Origin of the sequence: Amycolatopsis sp. H20-H5 (assembly GCF_035828755.1) — a bacterium.
Taxonomy (GTDB): domain Bacteria; phylum Actinomycetota; class Actinomycetes; order Mycobacteriales; family Pseudonocardiaceae; genus Amycolatopsis.
Genome location: NZ_JAYMZS010000022.1, coordinates 21,558 through 38,759 on the forward strand (window position 1 = coordinate 21,558; position 17,202 = coordinate 38,759).

Below are 17,202 nucleotides of genomic sequence, written 5' to 3' on the forward strand. Positions count from 1 at the left end.
CGCCTCACCAGCGAACATCGAAGGGTGACGACGCCACGCGCGGTCCGATTCGCCTTCCAGCCGTTGTACAGCCTGCACACCGGTGGGGTCGTGGCGCTCGAAGCGCTCGCCCGGCCCGGCCGGGGCACGGCCCACCAGCTCCTCGCCAAGGCCCGCCGCGAAGGCAGGCTGTCCGAAGTCGACATAGCGCTGGCGGCCTCGGCCGTCCTGCAGGAGTCCCGGCAGCACAACCCGCTGCCGTTGCACCTCAACCTCTCCGCGCCCACCCTGGCCGCCCCGGCCTCGGCGTTCGAGCCGCTGACCGACGCGCTCGCCGAGACCGGCCGCCGCACCCGCGACGTGGTGCTCGAGATCGGGCCGCCCTTCTCCCACGCGCCCGCCGAGGAGACCATCGAGGGTATGCGCCGCCTCGGCGAGCTCGGCTTCCGGCTGGCGCTCGACGGGCTCGGCCACGGCGACCTCCCGCTCGTGCTGCTCACCGCCGCCCCGGTGGACCTGCTCAAGCTCGACCGCAGCGTGCTGCGGAAGCTGCCCGGCGACCCCGGCGCCGTCGCCGTGGTCGAGGCGCTGCTGCTGTTCACCTCGCGCACCAACGTCCGGCTGGTCGCGACCGGCATCGAGACCGAGGAGCAGCTCGACGCCACCCGCGGGCTGGGTGTCCGGATCGCACAGGGCAACCTGTTCGCGCGGCCAGGCGTCGAACACGACCTGGCACAGGCCACGCCGCTCAAGAGCACCGGCCAGGCCCAGCGGATCGAGGACTTCCTCCGGCCGGCCGCGACGCTGCCGGAAACCGCGACCTGTGACGACGTCCGCCAGATCCTGGTGGCCGAAGACGGTCCGTCCGGCATCGTCGGCGTCGACGCGCTGAACCGTCCACAATGGTCTGTCGACCGGACGCGGTTCCTGGTCGCGGTCACCGGGTTGTACGGGCACGCCCTGCACGCCAAGCGCCCGGCCGCCCGGCTCGCCGACACCCCGCACACGATCCACGCCGACGCGAGCGCGCTCGAGTTCCTCGAACTGGTCACCGACGCCGCCTGGGGCCGCACCGGCGACGACGTCGTCGTGGTCGACGGCGGCGGCCGGTGCCGGGGCGTGGTGCAGGTGACCGAGGTGGTCCGCGGGGTCGCCGAGGCGAAGGTCGAGGAGGCCGTCGCGCTCAGCCCGCTCACCCGGCTGCCGGGCAGCGACACCCTCGCCCGCGACGTCGACCGCCGGATCGCCGCCGGCGAGCAGTTCGTGGCCGGCTGGCTGGACGTCGACTCGTTCAAGACGGTCAACGACACGGCCGGGTTCGCCGTCGGCGACGACCTCATCCGCACCCTCGGGCGCACCCTGAGCGAGCTGGAGTCGCGGCTGCGCCGGATGCGGGTGAGCCACGTCGGCGGGGACGACTTCCTGATCGCCTGCGACCTCGACGAGATCGCCACCGTCGCCGCCGCCCTGCTCGACACCCCGTGGTCGGCCGAGGGCATGCCGGTGACCGTCTCGCTGGCGACGCTGGTGTGCGGCACCAGGACGATCGGCTCCTACCGCGACGCCTCACGGCTGCTGGCGCCGCTCAAGAAGCGCGCCAAGGCCGTCGCCGGGTCCAGCTGGGTGCTCGGGCGGCCCGGCTCCGACCGGGTCGAGGTGCTGCGCGGCATCGGCGGACACCCGATGCCGGAGCAGCGCGCGGTCAGCGTCAGCCGGTCGGCGTGACGAACCCGCTGTCGTAGGCTTTGACGACGGCCTGGGTCCGGTCGCGGGCGCCGAGCTTGCCGAGCACGTTGCCCACGTGGGTCTTCACCGTCTGCACCCCGAGGAAGAGCTTGCCCGCGATCTCCACATTGGACAGTCCGGCGGCCATCAGCCGCAGCACTTCCTGCTCGCGTTCGGTCAGCCCGGCCTTCGCCAGCGCGTCACCGCCCGCGCCGCGGGAACGCTGTTCGGCCAGCCGCCGGATCGCCGCCGGGAACAGCAGCGACTCCCCCGCGGCCACCGTCCTGACCGCCGCGACGATCTCCTCCGGCCGGGCCCGCTTCAGCAGGAACCCGCTCGCCCCGGCGAGCAGCGCGTCGTAGACGTAGTCGTCGTTTTCGAAGGTGGTCACCACGATCACCTTCGGCGGGGTGTCCATCGTGGACATCAGGTGCGCGGTGGCCCTGATCCCGTCCACCGACGGCATCCGCACGTCCATCAGCACCACGTCCGGCCGCAGCCGGGAGACCAGTCCCGGCACCTCGGCCCCGTCCGAGGCCTCCCCGAGCACCGCCAGATCGGGCTCGGACGCGATGATCGCGCGCAGCCCCGCCCTGATCAGCTGCTCGTCGTCGACCAGCAGCACACCGACCGTCATCGCCGTTTCCCCCAAGGCACCGTCACCACGACCTCCCACCGCTCGTCCGCGAGCCCGGCCGAGAGGGTCCCGCCCAGCACCTCGACCCGCTCGGCCATGCCCCGCAGGCCACGGCCGCCACCGTCGCGGCCGGGCACGGAAACGCCGCCGAGCCGGTTCGACACCCGCAGGTCGAGGCGGTCTTCACCGACCTCCACCAGTACCGTGACCGGAACCTTACCGGCGTGCCGCAGCGCGTTGGTCAGGCATTCCTGCAGGATCCGGTACGTCTCCCTGGACACCACCGGCGGGACGTCGGCGATCAGGGCCTCGCCCCGGACCTCGGCCTCGACGTCGGCGCCGGCGAGCCTGGTCGCGGACAGCAGCGCGGGCAGTTCGGCGAGCCCGGCCTGCGGGGCCCGGCCCGCGGCTTCGTCCCGCAGCAGGCCGAGCACGTGGTCGAGGTCGTCGAGCGCGGCTCGCGCCGATTCCTCGATCGCGCCGAGCGCCTGCTCGGTGAACTCCGGATCGGTGCGCAGGGTGCGCCGGGCGGCGCCGGCCTGGATGGTCACCACGCTCAGCGCGTGGCCGACCGAGTCGTGCAGCTCCCTGGCCAGCCGGTTGCGCTCCGCCAGCTGCTCGGTACGCCGTTCCAGCTGGGTGATCCGGTCGGCCGCGGACAGCCCGAGCAGCGCCACCGAACACCGCCTGAGCACGCCACCGACAGCCCAGGCGACGTAGGCGAGCAGCACGATGCCGAGCAGGAACAACGCCGGGATCCAGGCGGAGACCCAGCCTTTCGGCACGACGATCGGCGAGCCGGCGGAGAGCTCGATCCGGCCGGTGAACGGGGCGGCCACCGAGAAGCCGAAACCGACCGGGACCAGCAGGCTCACCAGGCTGATCCCGAAGCCGCCCGCCACGTGCAGCAGGTACATCGCGCTCGACCGCAGCCGCACCGGCCAGCCGCTCGCCGGGCCGAACACCACCCCTGGCACCGGATCGTCGAGCAGCTCCCGCACGGCGACGCCCTCGAGCGCGCGCACCGCGGGGATGAACGAAGAGGCGATCGTCACCACGAAAGCGGCCACCAGCCCGAACACGGCCGCGTTCGAGGCCGAGGCCACCACCGGGACCAGCGAGGGGATCAGGATGGCGGCGAACAGCAGGTAGGGCACGCTGATCGCGCCGCCGAGGATCAGGTACACCCACCGCCGGTAGGTGACCTTCGACAGCAGCGGGCCTAGCGGACGCCGCAGGGACATGCCCCGATCTTGTCAGGACACGTCCCCGCGCGCTTCACTCCCTGGCGGGAGTCAGTAGACGACCACGTGGAACTCGGCCGCCTGGGTGGCGGCGAAGCCGTTGGCGAAGTTGGCCTGGACCTTCGCCGACTCACGGGCGTCCGGCTTCGCGTTCTTGCACGAGATGCCGGGGCCGTGCCCGGACATCAGCTCGGAGCACGGGCCGGTGTAGTGGTCGGGCAGGCCAAGGTTGTGGCCGACCTCGTGGGCCGCGATCCGCGTCGGGTCGTTGCCCTCGGCGACCTGCGACGTGTCGAGGTAGATGTCGCCACGGCCGTGGCCGTTGGTGTTGGTGTAGCTGCCACCGCTGTGGGTCTCGTGGAACACCACGGTGCCGCCCGAGCGCTTGACCAGCTTGATGTCGCTGACGGCGGCGTTCCAGTTCGCCGCGCCCTGGTCGATCTGGGCCACGTAGTCCGGGGCACCGCTCGAGGTGTAGTAGATGGTGGTGACCTGGGCCGCCTGCGCGGCTGGGCCCGCGATCAGTCCCGCGCCCAGCGGTGCCGCCACGGCCAGTGCCACTGCCAGCACTCGCCCGATCCCGCGTCCGTTCATCGTCTCTCCTTGGTCCGCGCAAGAATGCGCCGCTCACGTTCAGGATGTGTGACTGAGGGGAATGAGAAACCGCGGTTCGGTGCACGACGTTAGGACCCCACGGACACCCGGGGCCACGTCCGAAAGTAGGGGAACCGGTACAGAGCGTGGTCCAGCCCCTCGGAGACAGTTCACTCTCCGGAGGGAGCCGGGGCGGACCCGAGCGGGAACCGCCCGCCCCGCGGAACTGGTGTGCTTCTTCACAGCCACCCGCGACCGGCGGGCCCGACGTGAGGGACTGCGATGCCGAACCTGCTGCTCGTACTGCTCAGCCTGCCGCTGTACACGCTCATGCTGTGGCCGCTCGTGGTCGCCTCGCGCCGGGTGCTGGGCGTCCGGATCGGCACCGTGCGGGCCCTGATCGGCGCCGGGATCGGCTGGCTGGTGGCGGGCGCGATCGTCCAGGGGTTCTCCCACGACGTGTACGCCCATCCCTCGACGCTGGTCGGCCTGCTGGTCCCGGCCGCGGGCGCCGCGTTCGTCGCGACGCTGGTGTTCCTGTTCGTGGCCGAGATCGCGTCGCCCGGCGGGGTGGGATTCGGCCTGCTCGGCCGCGTCCGGTCGCTGCGCGCCCGCTTCGGCCGTGCCCGGCGCTACTCGCAGATCAGCCGGATCGCGATCAAGCACGGGCTGGGCCGGTACCTGACCGGCCGCCGGGAGACCGGGCTGGCCACGGTGCGGCACGCCAAACTCGCCCGGTCCCTGCGGCGCGCGCTGGAAGAGGGCGGGGTGACGTTCGTGAAGCTGGGCCAGGTGCTGTCTGCCCGCGCCGACCTGCTCCCGGCGGTGTTCGTCGACGAGCTGAGCAGGCTGCAGGACCAGGTCGCCCACGCCGACGTGACCGCCGTCGCGCGGTTGTTGCGGGAGGAGCTCGGGGCCGCACCGGACAAGGTCTTCGCCGAGTTCGACCCCGAGCCGCTGGCCGCGGCGTCGATCGCGCAGGTGTACAGCGCGCGGCTGCACACCGGCGAGGACGTGGTGGTCAAGGTGCAGCGTCCCGGGGTGGAATCGGTGGTGGAGAGCGATCTCGACATCGTGCGCCGGGTCGCGGTTTCGCTGGAGGCCCGCGCCGACTGGGCCCGAGGGCTCGGCGTCGTCGACCTCGCCGACGGGTTCGCCGAAGCACTGGCGGAGGAGCTCGACTTCCGCACCGAGGCCCGCAACATCATGGCGGTGGCCGCCGCCTACGACGGTGCCGAGATCGCCCTGCCGACCGTCCACAAAGAACTGTCCACGGACCGCGTGCTGGTGATGCGGCGGCTCGACGGGAAACCGCTCGCCGCGGCGAAGGACACCGTCCCGGTGCACGAGCGGGGCCCGCTGGCCCGCTCACTGCTGCGGTGCGTGCTGGAACAGGTGATGATCAGCGGTGTCTTCCACGCGGACCCGCATCCCGGCAACGTCCTGCTGATGGCCGACGGCAGGCTCGGCCTGCTGGACTTCGGCTCGGTCGGGCGGCTGGACTCCGCGCTGCGCGGCGGGCTGCAGAACCTCGTGCTCGCGCTCGACCGCGGCGACCCGGCCGGGCTGCGCGACGGCCTGCTCGAGATCGTCGACCGGCCGGACCAGATCGACGAGCAGCGGCTGGAGCGGGCGCTCGGCACGTTGGTGGCAAAGCACTTCAGCCATGGCCAGGCGCCGGACGTCGAGATGTTCACCGACCTGATGCGCGTGGTCACCGACTTCCGGCTGAACGTCCCGCCGCCCATCGCGGCGGTGTTCCGCTCGCTCGCCACCCTGGAGGGCACGCTGGGCCTGCTGGCGCCCGGGTTCAACGTCGTGCGCGAGTCGCGGGCGTTCGCCGCCGAGCAGGTCGGCGCCGGGCTGCGGCCCGATTCGCTGCGGCGCACGGCGACCAACGAGCTGATGGCGCTGCTGCCGGTGCTGCGGCGGCTGCCCCGGCGGATCGACCGCATCGGCAACGCGCTGGAACAGGGCAGGCTCTCGGTCAACATCCGCCTGTTCTCCGACGAACGCGACCGCGACGTGGTGACCGGGCTGATCCACGAGATCCTGCTGGCCTTCGTCGGCGGCGCGAGCGGGCTGATGGCCGCGATGCTGCTGTCGAGCTCCGGCGGCCCGCGCCTCCTGCCGGACCTGACGCTGCCCCAGATGTTCGGCTACAACCTGCTCGTGGTCAGTGCGCTGGTGGGGCTGAGGCTGCTCTTCGTCGTCTTCCGGCGAACAGGACAGCAGTCACGATCGAAGCGATGAACCCGGCCAGGAACAGCATCGCGCCGCCGCCCATCATCACCACCAGCATCCGGTACCGGCCGTCGCTCACGGGGGCTCCCGGCAGGCCCGCGTCGGTGAAGGCGGTGACCGGGGGAAGCGGTGAGGCCGCGAGCAGGCTGCCGCTGGCGGCGACGACCCCGTACACCTCGGACAGCGGAACGGCGCCGCCTCCGGGTTCGCCCACGAAGGCACGGGAGTCCAAGGAGTCGTTCCGGATGTCGCCCGCCAGGAACAGCGTTCCCTCGGGCACCTTGGCGGAGAACGTCACCGTCGCCCCCGGGACGTGACCCGCCACTGTGGACTTCACGGCGTAGCCCTCCACAACGGACTTGCCGTTGATGACGAGGTTCCACGAGCTGTCACAGCAGACCACCGTGTCACCGCCGACCCCGATCACGCGCTGCACCACGGTGCCCCTCGACCCCAGCGGATCGCGGTACGCGCTCAAATCGACCACGACGATGTCGCCGCGATGGATCTCCTGGTCGACTCCCGGCCGGTAGAGGATCCTGGTGCCAGGCGGGAAGACGTCGGCCATCGCACCGCGCCCGATCCATCGCCGACCACCCGGCGTCGTTACGTTCGCAGTGTCATGAAAGGGTCTTTCAGGACAAAAATTGCCCGGAAAGACCCTTTCATGACACTTGCGAAGGGTTCCGACCCCCATCGCGCCGGTGAGAGCGAGGGTCAGACGGTGAAGCCGAGGGCGCGTAGCTGCTCGCGGCCGTCGTCGGTGATCTTCTCCGGGCCCCACGGGGGCATCCAGACCCAGTTGATGCGGAAGTCCTTGACCAGGCCCGCGCCGCCGGTCAGTGCGGAGGAGACCTGGTCCTCGATCACGTCGGTCAGCGGGCAGGCCGCCGACGTCAGGGTCATGTCGATGGTGGCGGTGTTGTCCGGCTCGACCCGGATGTCGTACACCAGGCCGAGGTCGACGACGTTGATGCCCAGCTCGGGGTCCACCACGTCGCGCATCGCTTCTTCGACGTCGTCGAGCTTGGCGAGGTCGGCGGCGGGCACCGCCTCGGCGGCCGCCTTGTCCAGGTCGGCGGCGGTACGGCCCTCGCGGGTCTCGGCCGTCTCTTCGGTGTCCACTTCACTCACGCTGATTCAACTCCACTGGTCGTCCGGGCAACCGCGTCCTTGAACGCCATCCAACCGAGCAGCGCGCACTTGACCCGCGCGGGGTACTTGGCGACGCCCGCGAACGCGATGCCGTCTTCGAGCACTTCTTCGTCCGGTTCGATCTTGCCCCGGCCCTGCATCAGTTCCACGAAGGCGTCCATGGTGGTGAACGCCTCCTCCACGGTGTGCCCCACGACGAGATCCGTCAAGACCGAAGTCGACGCCTGGCTGATCGAACAGCCCTGGCCGTCGTAGGAGACATCCGCCACCTTGCCGTCTTCGAGCTTCACCCGCAGCGTGACCTCGTCGCCGCAGGTCGGGTTGACCTGGAACGACTCGGCGTCGAACGGGTCGCGCAGGCCGCGGCCGTGCGGGTGCTTGTAGTGGTCCAGGATGATCTCCTGGTACATGCTTTCGAGATTCATCAGGCCACCCCGAAGAACTTCTGCGCCTCGCCGACGCCCTTCACCAGTGCGTCCACTTCGGACAGTGTGTTGTAGAGGTAGAACGACGCGCGCACGGTCGCCGGGACCGAGCAGGCCCGGTGCAGCGGCCACGCGCAGTGGTGCCCGACGCGCACGGCGATGCCGAGACTGTCCAGCACCTGCCCCGCGTCGTGCGGGTGCACGCCGTCGATCACGAACGAGACGGCCCCGCCGCGCTCGGCCATGTCCGTCGGCCCGATGATCCGGACGCCCTTGTTCTCCGCGAGCCCGCCCAGCGCGGCGGCCGTGAGCAGGTGCTCGTGGGCCGCGATGCGCTCCATACCGACCACCGAGAGGTAGTCGATGGCCGCACCGAGCCCGACGGCCTGCGAGGTCATCGGCACCCCGGCCTCGAACCGCTGCGGCGGCGCGGCGAAGGTGGTCTTCTCCATCCGGACCAGCTCGATCATCGAGCCACCGGTGAGGAAGGGCGGCATGGCCTCGAGCAGCTCACTGCGTCCATAAAGGACACCGATGCCGGACGGGGCCAGCATCTTGTGCCCGGAGAAGACCGCGAAGTCGACGTCCAGTGCGCGGAAGTCCACCGGCATGTGCGGCACGGACTGGCAGGCGTCGAGCAGGGTCAGCGCGCCGACCTTCTTCGCCGCCGCGACCAGCTCCGCCACCGGGTTGATCGTGCCGAGCACGTTGGACTGGTGCGCGAACGCGACCAGCTTCGTGCGCTCGGTGATCAGCTCGTCGATGTCGGACAGGTCGAGCCTGCCGCCGGGCGTGACCTTGAACCACTTCAGCGTCGCCCCGGTGCGCTGGCACAACTGCTGCCACGGCACGAGGTTCGCGTGGTGTTCCATCTCGGTGATGACGATTTCGTCGCCGGGGCCGACAGCGAAAGACGCAGCAGCGGGCGTCGTATCGGTGGCGGCGTTGCTCATCGAGTACGCCACGAGGTTGATGCCCTCGGTGGCGTTCTTCGTGAACACCAGCTCCTCCGGTGAGGTGCCGACGAACTCCGCGGTCCGCGCGCGGGCGTACTCGTAGGCGTCCGTGGCCTCTTCGGACAGCTGGTGGGCGCCGCGGTGAACCGCGGAGTTCGACGTCTCCACGAACCGGCGCTCGGCGTCGAGCACCTGCGTCGGCCGTTGTGAGGTCGCCCCGGAATCCAGGTACACCAAGGGTTTCCCGTCCCGGACAGTGCGGGACAGGATCGGGAAGTCGGCGCGCAGCGCCGCCACGTCAAGCGGAACAGAGTTGGGCAGTCGATTGGACGCCGTGGTGGTCATCGAGCCAACTCCTCTCGGTGGGTAGCAGGGATTCCGGGACGTACGTCACGAACTCAGATGACGGCGGGCTCGGCCTTGCCGACGTACTTCACGTAGCCGTGCTCCTCCAGCTCGTCCGCGAGTTCCTTGCCACCGGACTCGACGATCTTGCCACCGGCGAACACGTGCACGAAGTCGGGCGTGATGTGCTTGAGGATGCGGGTGTAGTGCGTGATCAGCATGACGCCGACCTCGCTCGACGCCTTATACGCGTTGACGCCGTCGGACACGACGCGCAGGGCGTCGACGTCCAGGCCGGAGTCGGTCTCGTCGAGGATCGCGAACTTCGGCTTGAGCAGCGAAAGCTGGAGGATCTCGTGGCGCTTCTTCTCGCCGCCGGAGAAGCCCTCGTTGACGCTGCGGTCCGCGAACTCCTGCGAGATCTCGAGCTTGTTCATCTCCTCCTTGACCTCCTTGACCCAGAGGCGAAGCTTGGGAGCCTCGCCGCGGGTCGCGGTGACCGCGGTGCGGAGGAAGTTCGACATCGAGACGCCGGGGACCTCGACCGGGTACTGCATGGCCAAGAACAGGCCGGCCCGCGCACGCTCGTCGACGCTCATCTCGAGCACGTTCTCGCCGTCCAGCGTGATCTCGCCGGAGGTCACCTGGTACTTCGGGTGACCGGCGATCGCGTAGGACAGCGTCGACTTGCCGGAGCCGTTCGGGCCCATGATCGCGTGCGTCTCGCCTGAGGAGATGGTCAGGTTGACGCCCTTGAGGATTTCCTTGGGGCCTTCGTCGGTCGTGACCGAGGCGTGCAGGTCCTTGATTTTCAGGGTTGCCATAGCTTTGAGTTCCTGAGTCTGTGTAGCGGGCGGAATCAGACGTTGACGGCTTCGAGTTCGGCCTCGATCGCCGCCTGCAGGCGCTCGCGCACCTCGGGAACGTCGATCTTCACCAGGATCTCGTGGAAGAACCCGCGCACCACCAGACGGCGTGCGGCGTCCTCCGCGATCCCGCGCGACTGGAGGTAGAACAACTGCTCGTCGTCAAACCTTCCCGTCGCGCTGGCGTGGCCGGCGCCCTCGATCTCGCCGGTCTCGATCTCCAGGTTCGGCACCGAGTCGGCGCGCGCTCCCGGGGTCAGCACGAGGTTCCGGTTGAGCTCGTAGGTGTCGGTCGCCTCGGCGGCCGCGCGGATCAGCACGTCACCGATCCAGACGCTGTGCGCGCCCTCGCCCTGCAGCGCGCCCTTGTACATCACGCGCGACTTGCAGTTGGGCACCGCGTGGTCGACGAACAGCCGGTGTTCCTGGTGCTGCCCCGCGTCCGCGAAGTAGACCCCGAGCATCTCGACGTCGCCGCCCTTGTCCGCGAACGTCGCCGTGGGCGAGATGCGGACCAGGTCACCGCCGAGCGTGACGACGGTGTGCTTCAGCGTGGCGTCGCGGCCGAGCTTGAGGTGCTGCTCGGACACGTGTACCGCGTCGTCGGCCCAGTCCTGGACGCTGACGACGGTGACCCGCGCGGAATCGCCGATGACGAACTCGACGTTGTCCGCGTAGGTGCCGGAGCCGACGTGGTCGAGCACGACCACGGCCTCGGCGAACGCTTCCGCGCGCACCTGCAGGTGGCCGTAGGCGACCTTGTCCGCGCCGGGGCCGGTGATCCGCAGGACCGACGGCTTCGAGGCCTTGGTCTCCTTGGGCACCGTCACGATGGTGGCCTGCTTGAACGCCGAGTACGCCTGCGCGGCGATCCGGTCGCTGGGCACCCCGGCGACACCGAGGCGCTCGTCGTCGCGACCGACCGTCTCGATCTTCAGCTCGGGGGCCGCGTCGGCTTCGAGGGTGATCTCGCCGGTGGCGACGGCGGTGCCGTCGTGCAGGCCCCGCAGCCGCTTCATCGGCGTGAAGCGCCAGTTCTCTTCACGACCGCGCGGGACCTCGAAGGCCTCGACGTCGTAAGAGGTGAACCGCTCCGCGCGGGAAGCCGCCGGGATGACAGCGCCCTCCCGCAGCGAAGCGGCAACGTTGTTCTCTGCGACAGACATCTAGCCGACTGACCCTTCCATCTGAAGCTCGATCAGGCGGTTCAGCTCAAGCGCGTACTCCATCGGCAGCTCACGCGCGATGGGCTCGACGAACCCGCGCACGATCATCGCCATCGCCTCGGCCTCGTCGAGACCGCGCGACATCAGGTAGAACAGCTGCTCTTCGCTGACCTTCGAGACCGTGGCCTCGTGGCCCATCGACACCTCGTCGTTGCGGATGTCCACGTACGGGTACGTGTCCGAGCGCGAGATGGTGTCGACCAAGAGCGCGTCACAGACGACGCTGGAACGCGAGTGGTGCGCGCGCTTCGCGACGCGGACCAGGCCGCGGTACGAGGTGCGGCCGCCGCCACGCGCCACCGACTTCGACACGATCGTCGAGGAGGTGTGCGGCGCCAGGTGCTCCATCTTCGCGCCGGCGTCCTGGTGCTGGCCTTCGCCCGCGAACGCGACCGAAAGGACCTCGCCCTTGGCGTGCTCGCCCATGAGGAACACCGACGGGTACTTCATCGTCACCTTGGAGCCGATGTTGCCGTCGATCCACTCCATGGTCGCGCCCTCTTCGCACTTGGCGCGCTTGGTGACCAGGTTGTAGACGTTGTTCGACCAGTTCTGGATGGTCGTGTAGCGGCAGCGGGCGCCCTTCTTCACGATGATCTCCACGACCGCCGAGTGCAGCGAGTCGGACTGGTAGATCGGCGCGGTGCAGCCCTCGACGTAGTGCACGTAGGCGTCTTCGTCGACGATGATCAGGGTGCGCTCGAACTGGCCCATGTTCTCGGTGTTGATCCGGAAGTAGGCCTGCAGCGGGATGTCCACCTTGACGCCCTTGGGCACGTAGATGAACGAACCGCCGGACCACACCGCCGTGTTCAGCGCGGAGAACTTGTTGTCCCCGGCCGGGATCACCGAGCCGAAGTACTCGGCGAACAGCTCCGGGTGCGTCTTCAGCGCGGTGTCGGTGTCCAGGAACAGCACGCCCTGGGCCTCGAGGTCCTCGCGGATGGAGTGGTAGACGACCTCGGACTCGTACTGGGCCGCGACACCGGCCACGAGGCGCTGCTTCTCCGCCTCGGGGATGCCGAGCCTGTCGTACGTGTTCTTAATGTCCTCGGGCAGTTCTTCCCAGCTGGTGGCCTGCTTCTCGCTGGACCGCACGAAGTACTTGATGTTGTCGAAGTCGATCCCGGAGAGGTCGGCGCCCCAGTTGGGCATCGGCTTCAGATCGAAGAGCTTGAGCGCCTTGAGGCGTGCTTCGCGCATCCACTCCGGCTCGGACTTCTTGTCGGAGATGTCGATGACGACATCCTCGTTCAGTCCTCGACGGGCTGCGGCGCCCGCCTTGTCGGAGTCGGCCCAACCGAACGCGTACTTACCAAGGGAGTCGATGGTCTCTTCTTGGGACAGTGGCGCTGTGGTGGGAGTGCGCTGCTCGGCAGCGGCAGTCATGCGGGTTTCCCTCCATCCGGGATCCGTGCTGGTCGCCCCGAGGGCCGCGACTGAGCCGCCCTCGATGGCACTGTGCTCTCCGGCTCGACAGCAGCCGGGATACCCGTCGAAACGGCGGGTACGTGGGTGGTGCACGCGTTGTCACCGCGTGCGATGGTCGCCAGCCGCTGCACGTGGGTGCCGAGCAGCTTGGCGAAGGCCTCGGTCTCGGCCTCACACAGCTGCGGGAACTCCGCGGCGACGTGGGCGACCGGGCAGTGGTGCTGGCAGAGTTGCTCGCCGGCGCCGACCTGACGGGTCGACGCAGCGTAACCCTCCCTGGACAGCGCGGTGGCAAGGGCCTCGGCACGCGCGACGGGCTCGGTCTCGGCGGTGATGGCGCCCCGGTGGGGCTCCACGAGCGCGGCCACGCGACGCTCGGCGAAGGCGCGCACGGCGTCCTCACCGGCGTGCTCGGCCAGGAAGCGGATGGCCGAGACGGCCAGGTCGTCGTAGGCGTGCCCGAAGCGGGCCCGGCCGGACTCGGTGAGCAGGAAGAGCTTGGCCGGACGGCCACGGCCGCGGGGCTCGCGACGGGACGCGTCACGGGTCTCGGCCTCGCCGTCGGCGACCAGCGCGTCGAGGTGGCGGCGGACGGCCGTCGGGCTGATGCCGAGCTGCTCCGCGACCACCACGGCGGCCATCGGACCTTGCTCCAGCAGCAGCCTGGCGACCTCGTGGCGGGTCCGCCCCTCGGCGTTGACCTGCACCGGGACAGCGGAAGACGCGACGCGGGGCAGGCCGCCACCCGTCGGATCCGAGGTCCCGTTCTTTTTCACAACACAAGTGTGTCTTATTTCCGGCGGGACGGCAAAGGCGGGGTGTCGGCCAGTGACCCGAGTCACCCGCGAACGGAGTGGCTACCCTTCCACTGTGGCAGTGGGCGAGCATCCGGCGAAACAGGACACCGACGAGGCCGGGGCGGACACGATCGACTCCCCGGGCTCGGTGGCGACCCTGTCCCCCGTGCGCCCGCGTGCGCCCAAGCCCCTCGACGGGACAGAGCAGCGGGCGCTGGTGGTGGTCCGCCGGTTCGGCACCGTCGGCGCGCTGTTCCTGGCGCTCGGCTCGCTCGGCGCCGGCGCCGCGCCGGTGATCAACCCGGTGCAGGAGATCCCGGTGCTGCGGCTGTTCACCCGGCTGCCCACGGTGTCGCTGGCGCTCGGCTTCTCCGGCATGGCCCTGATGGTCCTGGCCTGGCTGATGCTGGGCCGGTTCTCCCGGCCCGATCGGGCGAGGGTGGCGACCCAGGGTCAGCTGGCCCGCACGATCACGATGTGGGTCGCCCCGCTGCTGTTCATCCCGCCGCTGTTCTCCCGCGACGTCTACAGCTACGTCGCGCAGAGCGAGATCGTGCGCCGTGGCATGGACCCGTACGTGCTGGGCCCCGCACAGGCGCTGGGGATCGGCGACCCGCTGACCGCCGGGGTGACGAACATGTGGCGCGAGACACCGGCGCCCTACGGCCCGCTGCTGCTCAAACTGGGCAGCTGGCTGTCCCCCATCGGAGGAAACAACGTGGTGGCGGGCGTGCTGCTGCAGCGCGGACTGGCTCTGGTGGGCGTGATCCTGATTGTCTGGGCGCTGCCGCGGCTGGCCAAGCGGTTCGGCGTGCAGCCGGTGACCGCGCTCTGGCTCGGCGCCGCCAACCCGCTGCTGATCTTCCACTTCGTCGCCGGTGCCCACAACGACGCGCTGGCCATCGGGCTCATGGTCGCCGGGCTGGAACTGGGCATCCGCAGGCTGCCGATGCGGATCAGTGGCGACAGCCCGCCGCCACTGGCGAAGGGTGAGCTGCTGTTCATCGGACTCGGCGTGGTGGTGATCACCCTCGGCGTCGCGGTGAAGCTGCCCGCGGTGCTCGCGTTGCCGTTCTTCACCGTGATGGTCGCCCGGCGCTGGCACGGCAAGCTGAAGGACCTCGCGCTGGCCGCGCTGCCGATGGCGGCCCTGTTCGGCGTGGTGCTGACGGCGCTGAGCGTCGGCTCCGGCCTGGGCTGGGGCTGGATCGGCGCGCTCGGCACCCCGGGAATGATCCGCTCGTGGATCTCCCCGACGGCCGAGATCGCCAACCTCGACGGCGTGCTCGGCATCTCGCTGGGCCTTGGCAACCACACCAACGCGCTGGTGCCGATCATCGGCGGCCTCGGCTACCTGGTCGCCGCGGTCATCACCGTCAAGTTCCTCTGGGACAGCTTCAAGTGGCGCTACCGCCCGATGATCGGGCTCGGCGTCGCGCTGGGGGCGTTGATGGTCCTGCAGGTCAACCTGCAGCCCTGGTACCTGCTGTGGGCGGTGATCCCGCTCGCCGCCTCCGCGGGGACGTCACGCTTCCGGGTGGCCGCGACGATCGTCAGCGCCGTGCTGCCGTTCCTGCTGCCGCCCACCGGCAGCACCTTCGACGGCCGCTCGTACGTGCTGCCGTTCTCCTACGTCGCGGCGATCGTGGTCACCGTGCTCGCCCTGCTCGTCGTCCGCCGGATCTCCCCGCTCCTGTTCTCCCGGCCGTCCCCGGAGCAACTGACCGGACCGTGAGGTCGTATCGTTGGCGGTTGTGAACATCCCCGCCGTCGAGATCACCGGACTGGTGAAGACCTACGGCTCCACCACCGCCGTCGACGGGCTCGACCTGCGGATGGAGCGAGGTTCGCTGCTCGCGCTGCTCGGCCCGAACGGGGCGGGCAAAACCACCACCGTCGAGATCTGTGAAGGGTTCCTGCGGCCCGACTCCGGAACCGTGCGCGTGCTGGGGCTCGACCCGTTCCGCGAAGGCGCCGCGCTGCGCCCGCGGATCGGCGTCATGCCGCAGGGCGGCGGCGCGTACCCGGGCGTCCGCGCCGACGAGATGCTCGGCTTGGTCGCCGCGTGCGCCGCCGACCCGCTCGACGCGGCCTGGCTGCTGGACATCCTCGGTCTCGAGCAGGTCAGGAAGACGCCGTTCAAGCGCCTCTCGGGAGGGCAGCAGCAGCGGCTCTCACTGGCCTGCGCGCTGATCAGCCGTCCGGAGCTGGTGTTCCTCGACGAGCCGACGGCCGGGATGGACCCGCAGGCGCGGCGCCTGGTCTGGGAGCTGCTGGAGGCGCTGCGCTCGGACGGCGTCAGCGTGCTGCTCACCACCCACCTGATGGAGGAGGCCGAGGCGCTGGCGGACGCCGTGGTGATCGTCGACCACGGCCGGATCATCGCCGAGGGCTCCCCAGGTTCACTCACGGCCGAGGCGGGCGACGCGGCCCAGCTGCGCTTCAAGGCGAGGACCCGGCTCAACACCGGCCTGCTGGCCGCGGCGCTGCCCGAGGGACACCGGGTGCACGAGTCCGCGCCCGGCGCGTACCTCGTCGAAGGCCCGGTCGACCCGCAGGTCGTGTCGACGGTCACGGCCTGGTGCGCGCAGCAGGGCGTGCTCGCCGAGGAGTTGCACGTCGGCAAGCGCACGCTCGAAGAGGTCTTCCTCGAGCTGACCGGACGGGAACTGAGGGCATGACAGCCACCGAGAGCACCCGGTTCGCCGCGGGCACCTTCACCCCGGCGCCCGGCCGCGGCCGCCTCGGCAAGATGCTGCGCACCCACGCGCGGGTCGAGGCGAGCCTGACCCTGCGCCACGGCGAGCAGATCCTGCTGACCCTGCTCATCCCGCTCGCGCTGCTGATCGGCCTGAGCCTGCTGAACATCCTGCCCGAGCCCGACCTCGGCTCCGCGTCCAAAGTGGACTGGGTGACGCCGCGGATCCTGGCCTTGGCGGTGCTGTCCTCGGCGTTCACCGGCCAGGCCATCGCACTCGGCTTCGACCGCCGATACGGTGTCCTCAAACGACTTTCGGCCACCGCGCTCCCCCGCTGGCTCCTGGTCGCTGGCCGGGTCGTGGCCGCGCTGGTCGTCGTCGCGATCCAGGTCGTGGTCATCGGCATCGTCGCGGCACTGCTGGGCTGGTCGCCTTCGCCGTCCGGCCTGGTCGCCGCCATCGTGATGCTCATCATAGGGACGTTGGCCTTCGGCGCGCTGGGTGTCCTGCTCGGCGGCGCACTGCGCGCGGAGGCCGTACTGGCGCTGGCGAACATCGTCTGGTTCGTCCTGCTCCTGGCGGGCGGCATCCTCCTGGCCCCGGCTTCGCTCCCGTCCGGCATCGGCACGGTCGTCAGCCTCCTGCCCTCCGGCGCCCTCGCCGAAGGCCTCCGCGAGGCCCTCATGAACGGCCACTTCGCCTGGGGCCCACTGGCCGTACTGGCCGTCTGGGCCGCCGCCGCCGGCGCCCTCGCCTCCCGCACCACCCGCCTCACCTAGCCAAACAGCTCCGCCGTCCCCCCAAACACGCGTGACGGCAATCCCCACACACCCATCCGCCGCCCAATCACACGTGACGGCAATCCCCGCACACACGTCC

16 protein-coding genes are annotated in these 17,202 nt (G+C 70.2%); 5 read left to right on the plus strand and 11 right to left on the minus strand.

From position 1 onward, the window contains the following. Positions 1-24: 24 nt before the first annotated feature. Positions 25-1,704 carry a GGDEF domain-containing protein gene (locus QMK34_RS15245; RefSeq protein WP_326414605.1) on the plus strand — a complete coding sequence of 560 codons (1,680 nt, stop codon included), beginning with the start codon at positions 25-27 and terminating at the stop codon, positions 1,702-1,704. On the opposite strand, the gene QMK34_RS15250 is transcribed toward QMK34_RS15245, so the two are convergent. Genes QMK34_RS15250 through QMK34_RS15260 form a run of 3 tightly spaced genes read right to left on the minus strand, consistent with a single transcriptional unit; the run spans position 1,688 to position 4,179 of the window. Next, positions 1,688-2,341 (minus strand): response regulator transcription factor, encoded by a 654-nt coding sequence (locus tag QMK34_RS15250; RefSeq protein WP_326414606.1) that lies wholly within the window; start codon positions 2,339-2,341, stop codon positions 1,688-1,690. The two genes, QMK34_RS15245 and QMK34_RS15250, sit on opposite strands and share 17 nt — an antisense overlap. Continuing rightward, positions 2,338-3,585: a sensor histidine kinase gene (locus tag QMK34_RS15255; RefSeq protein WP_326414607.1), complete on the minus strand. Its 1,248-nt coding sequence runs from the start codon at positions 3,583-3,585 to the stop codon at positions 2,338-2,340. Before QMK34_RS15255 ends, QMK34_RS15250 begins: the two co-directional genes overlap by 4 nt. Positions 3,586-3,636: 51 nt before the next feature. After that, a complete protein-coding gene (locus tag QMK34_RS15260; RefSeq protein ID WP_326414608.1) occupies positions 3,637-4,179 on the minus strand; it encodes a snapalysin family zinc-dependent metalloprotease in 543 nt (180 codons plus the stop codon). A 282-nt stretch (positions 4,180-4,461) separates the two neighbouring features. Here QMK34_RS15260 and QMK34_RS15265 point away from each other — a divergent pair, with 282 nt between their 5' ends. Next, positions 4,462-6,432 (plus strand): ABC1 kinase family protein, encoded by a 1,971-nt coding sequence (locus QMK34_RS15265; protein ID WP_326414609.1) that lies wholly within the window; start codon positions 4,462-4,464, stop codon positions 6,430-6,432. Here QMK34_RS15265 and lepB read toward each other — a convergent pair. The 8 genes from lepB to QMK34_RS15305 all read right to left on the minus strand — a co-directional run bounded on the left by lepB (position 6,356) and on the right by QMK34_RS15305 (position 13,603). Beyond that, the gene (gene lepB / locus QMK34_RS15270; RefSeq protein ID WP_326414610.1) at positions 6,356-6,991 is read right to left on the minus strand and encodes a signal peptidase I; all 636 of its coding nucleotides are present in this window, start codon (positions 6,989-6,991) and stop codon (positions 6,356-6,358) included. The two genes, QMK34_RS15265 and lepB, sit on opposite strands and share 77 nt — an antisense overlap. Before the next feature lie 149 nt (positions 6,992-7,140). Next, entirely contained in the window at positions 7,141-7,557 is a 417-nt protein-coding gene (locus QMK34_RS15275; protein WP_326414612.1) for a metal-sulfur cluster assembly factor, read from the minus strand. Then, entirely contained in the window at positions 7,554-8,003 is a 450-nt protein-coding gene (gene sufU / locus QMK34_RS15280; RefSeq protein ID WP_326414613.1) for a Fe-S cluster assembly sulfur transfer protein SufU, read from the minus strand. The genes QMK34_RS15275 and sufU overlap by 4 nt, the downstream gene beginning before the upstream one ends. Then, positions 8,003-9,304, minus strand: coding sequence for a cysteine desulfurase (locus QMK34_RS15285; RefSeq protein WP_326414614.1), 1,302 nt, complete (start codon positions 9,302-9,304; stop codon positions 8,003-8,005). Before QMK34_RS15285 ends, sufU begins: the two co-directional genes overlap by 1 nt. A gap of 53 nt (positions 9,305-9,357) precedes the next feature. Further along, positions 9,358-10,128: a Fe-S cluster assembly ATPase SufC gene (gene sufC, locus QMK34_RS15290; RefSeq protein ID WP_326414615.1), complete on the minus strand. Its 771-nt coding sequence runs from the start codon at positions 10,126-10,128 to the stop codon at positions 9,358-9,360. 35 nt (positions 10,129-10,163) lie between these two features. Next, positions 10,164-11,336 (minus strand): Fe-S cluster assembly protein SufD, encoded by a 1,173-nt coding sequence (gene sufD, locus QMK34_RS15295; RefSeq protein ID WP_326414616.1) that lies wholly within the window; start codon positions 11,334-11,336, stop codon positions 10,164-10,166. After that, positions 11,337-12,785, minus strand: a complete 1,449-nt coding sequence (sufB, locus tag QMK34_RS15300; RefSeq protein ID WP_326414617.1) for a Fe-S cluster assembly protein SufB — start codon at positions 12,783-12,785, stop codon at positions 11,337-11,339. After that, positions 12,782-13,603, minus strand: a complete 822-nt coding sequence (locus QMK34_RS15305; protein WP_326414618.1) for a helix-turn-helix transcriptional regulator — start codon at positions 13,601-13,603, stop codon at positions 12,782-12,784. Before QMK34_RS15305 ends, sufB begins: the two co-directional genes overlap by 4 nt. 169 nt (positions 13,604-13,772) lie before the next feature. Here QMK34_RS15305 and mptB point away from each other — a divergent pair, with 169 nt between their 5' ends. From mptB to QMK34_RS15320, 3 genes are read left to right on the plus strand one after another with little or no spacing between them, the layout of a single operon-like run. Next, complete coding sequence (gene mptB / locus QMK34_RS15310; protein WP_326414673.1) at positions 13,773-15,359, plus strand: polyprenol phosphomannose-dependent alpha 1,6 mannosyltransferase MptB; 1,587 nt, start codon at positions 13,773-13,775, stop codon at positions 15,357-15,359. Positions 15,360-15,378: 19 nt separating this feature from the next. Further along, on the plus strand, positions 15,379-16,305 hold the full coding sequence (locus QMK34_RS15315) for an ABC transporter ATP-binding protein (RefSeq protein WP_326414619.1): 927 nt from the start codon (positions 15,379-15,381) through the stop codon (positions 16,303-16,305). Further along, a complete protein-coding gene (locus QMK34_RS15320; RefSeq protein ID WP_326414620.1) occupies positions 16,302-17,102 on the plus strand; it encodes an ABC transporter permease in 801 nt (266 codons plus the stop codon). The genes QMK34_RS15315 and QMK34_RS15320 overlap by 4 nt, the downstream gene beginning before the upstream one ends. Positions 17,103-17,202: the final 100 nt, after the last annotated feature.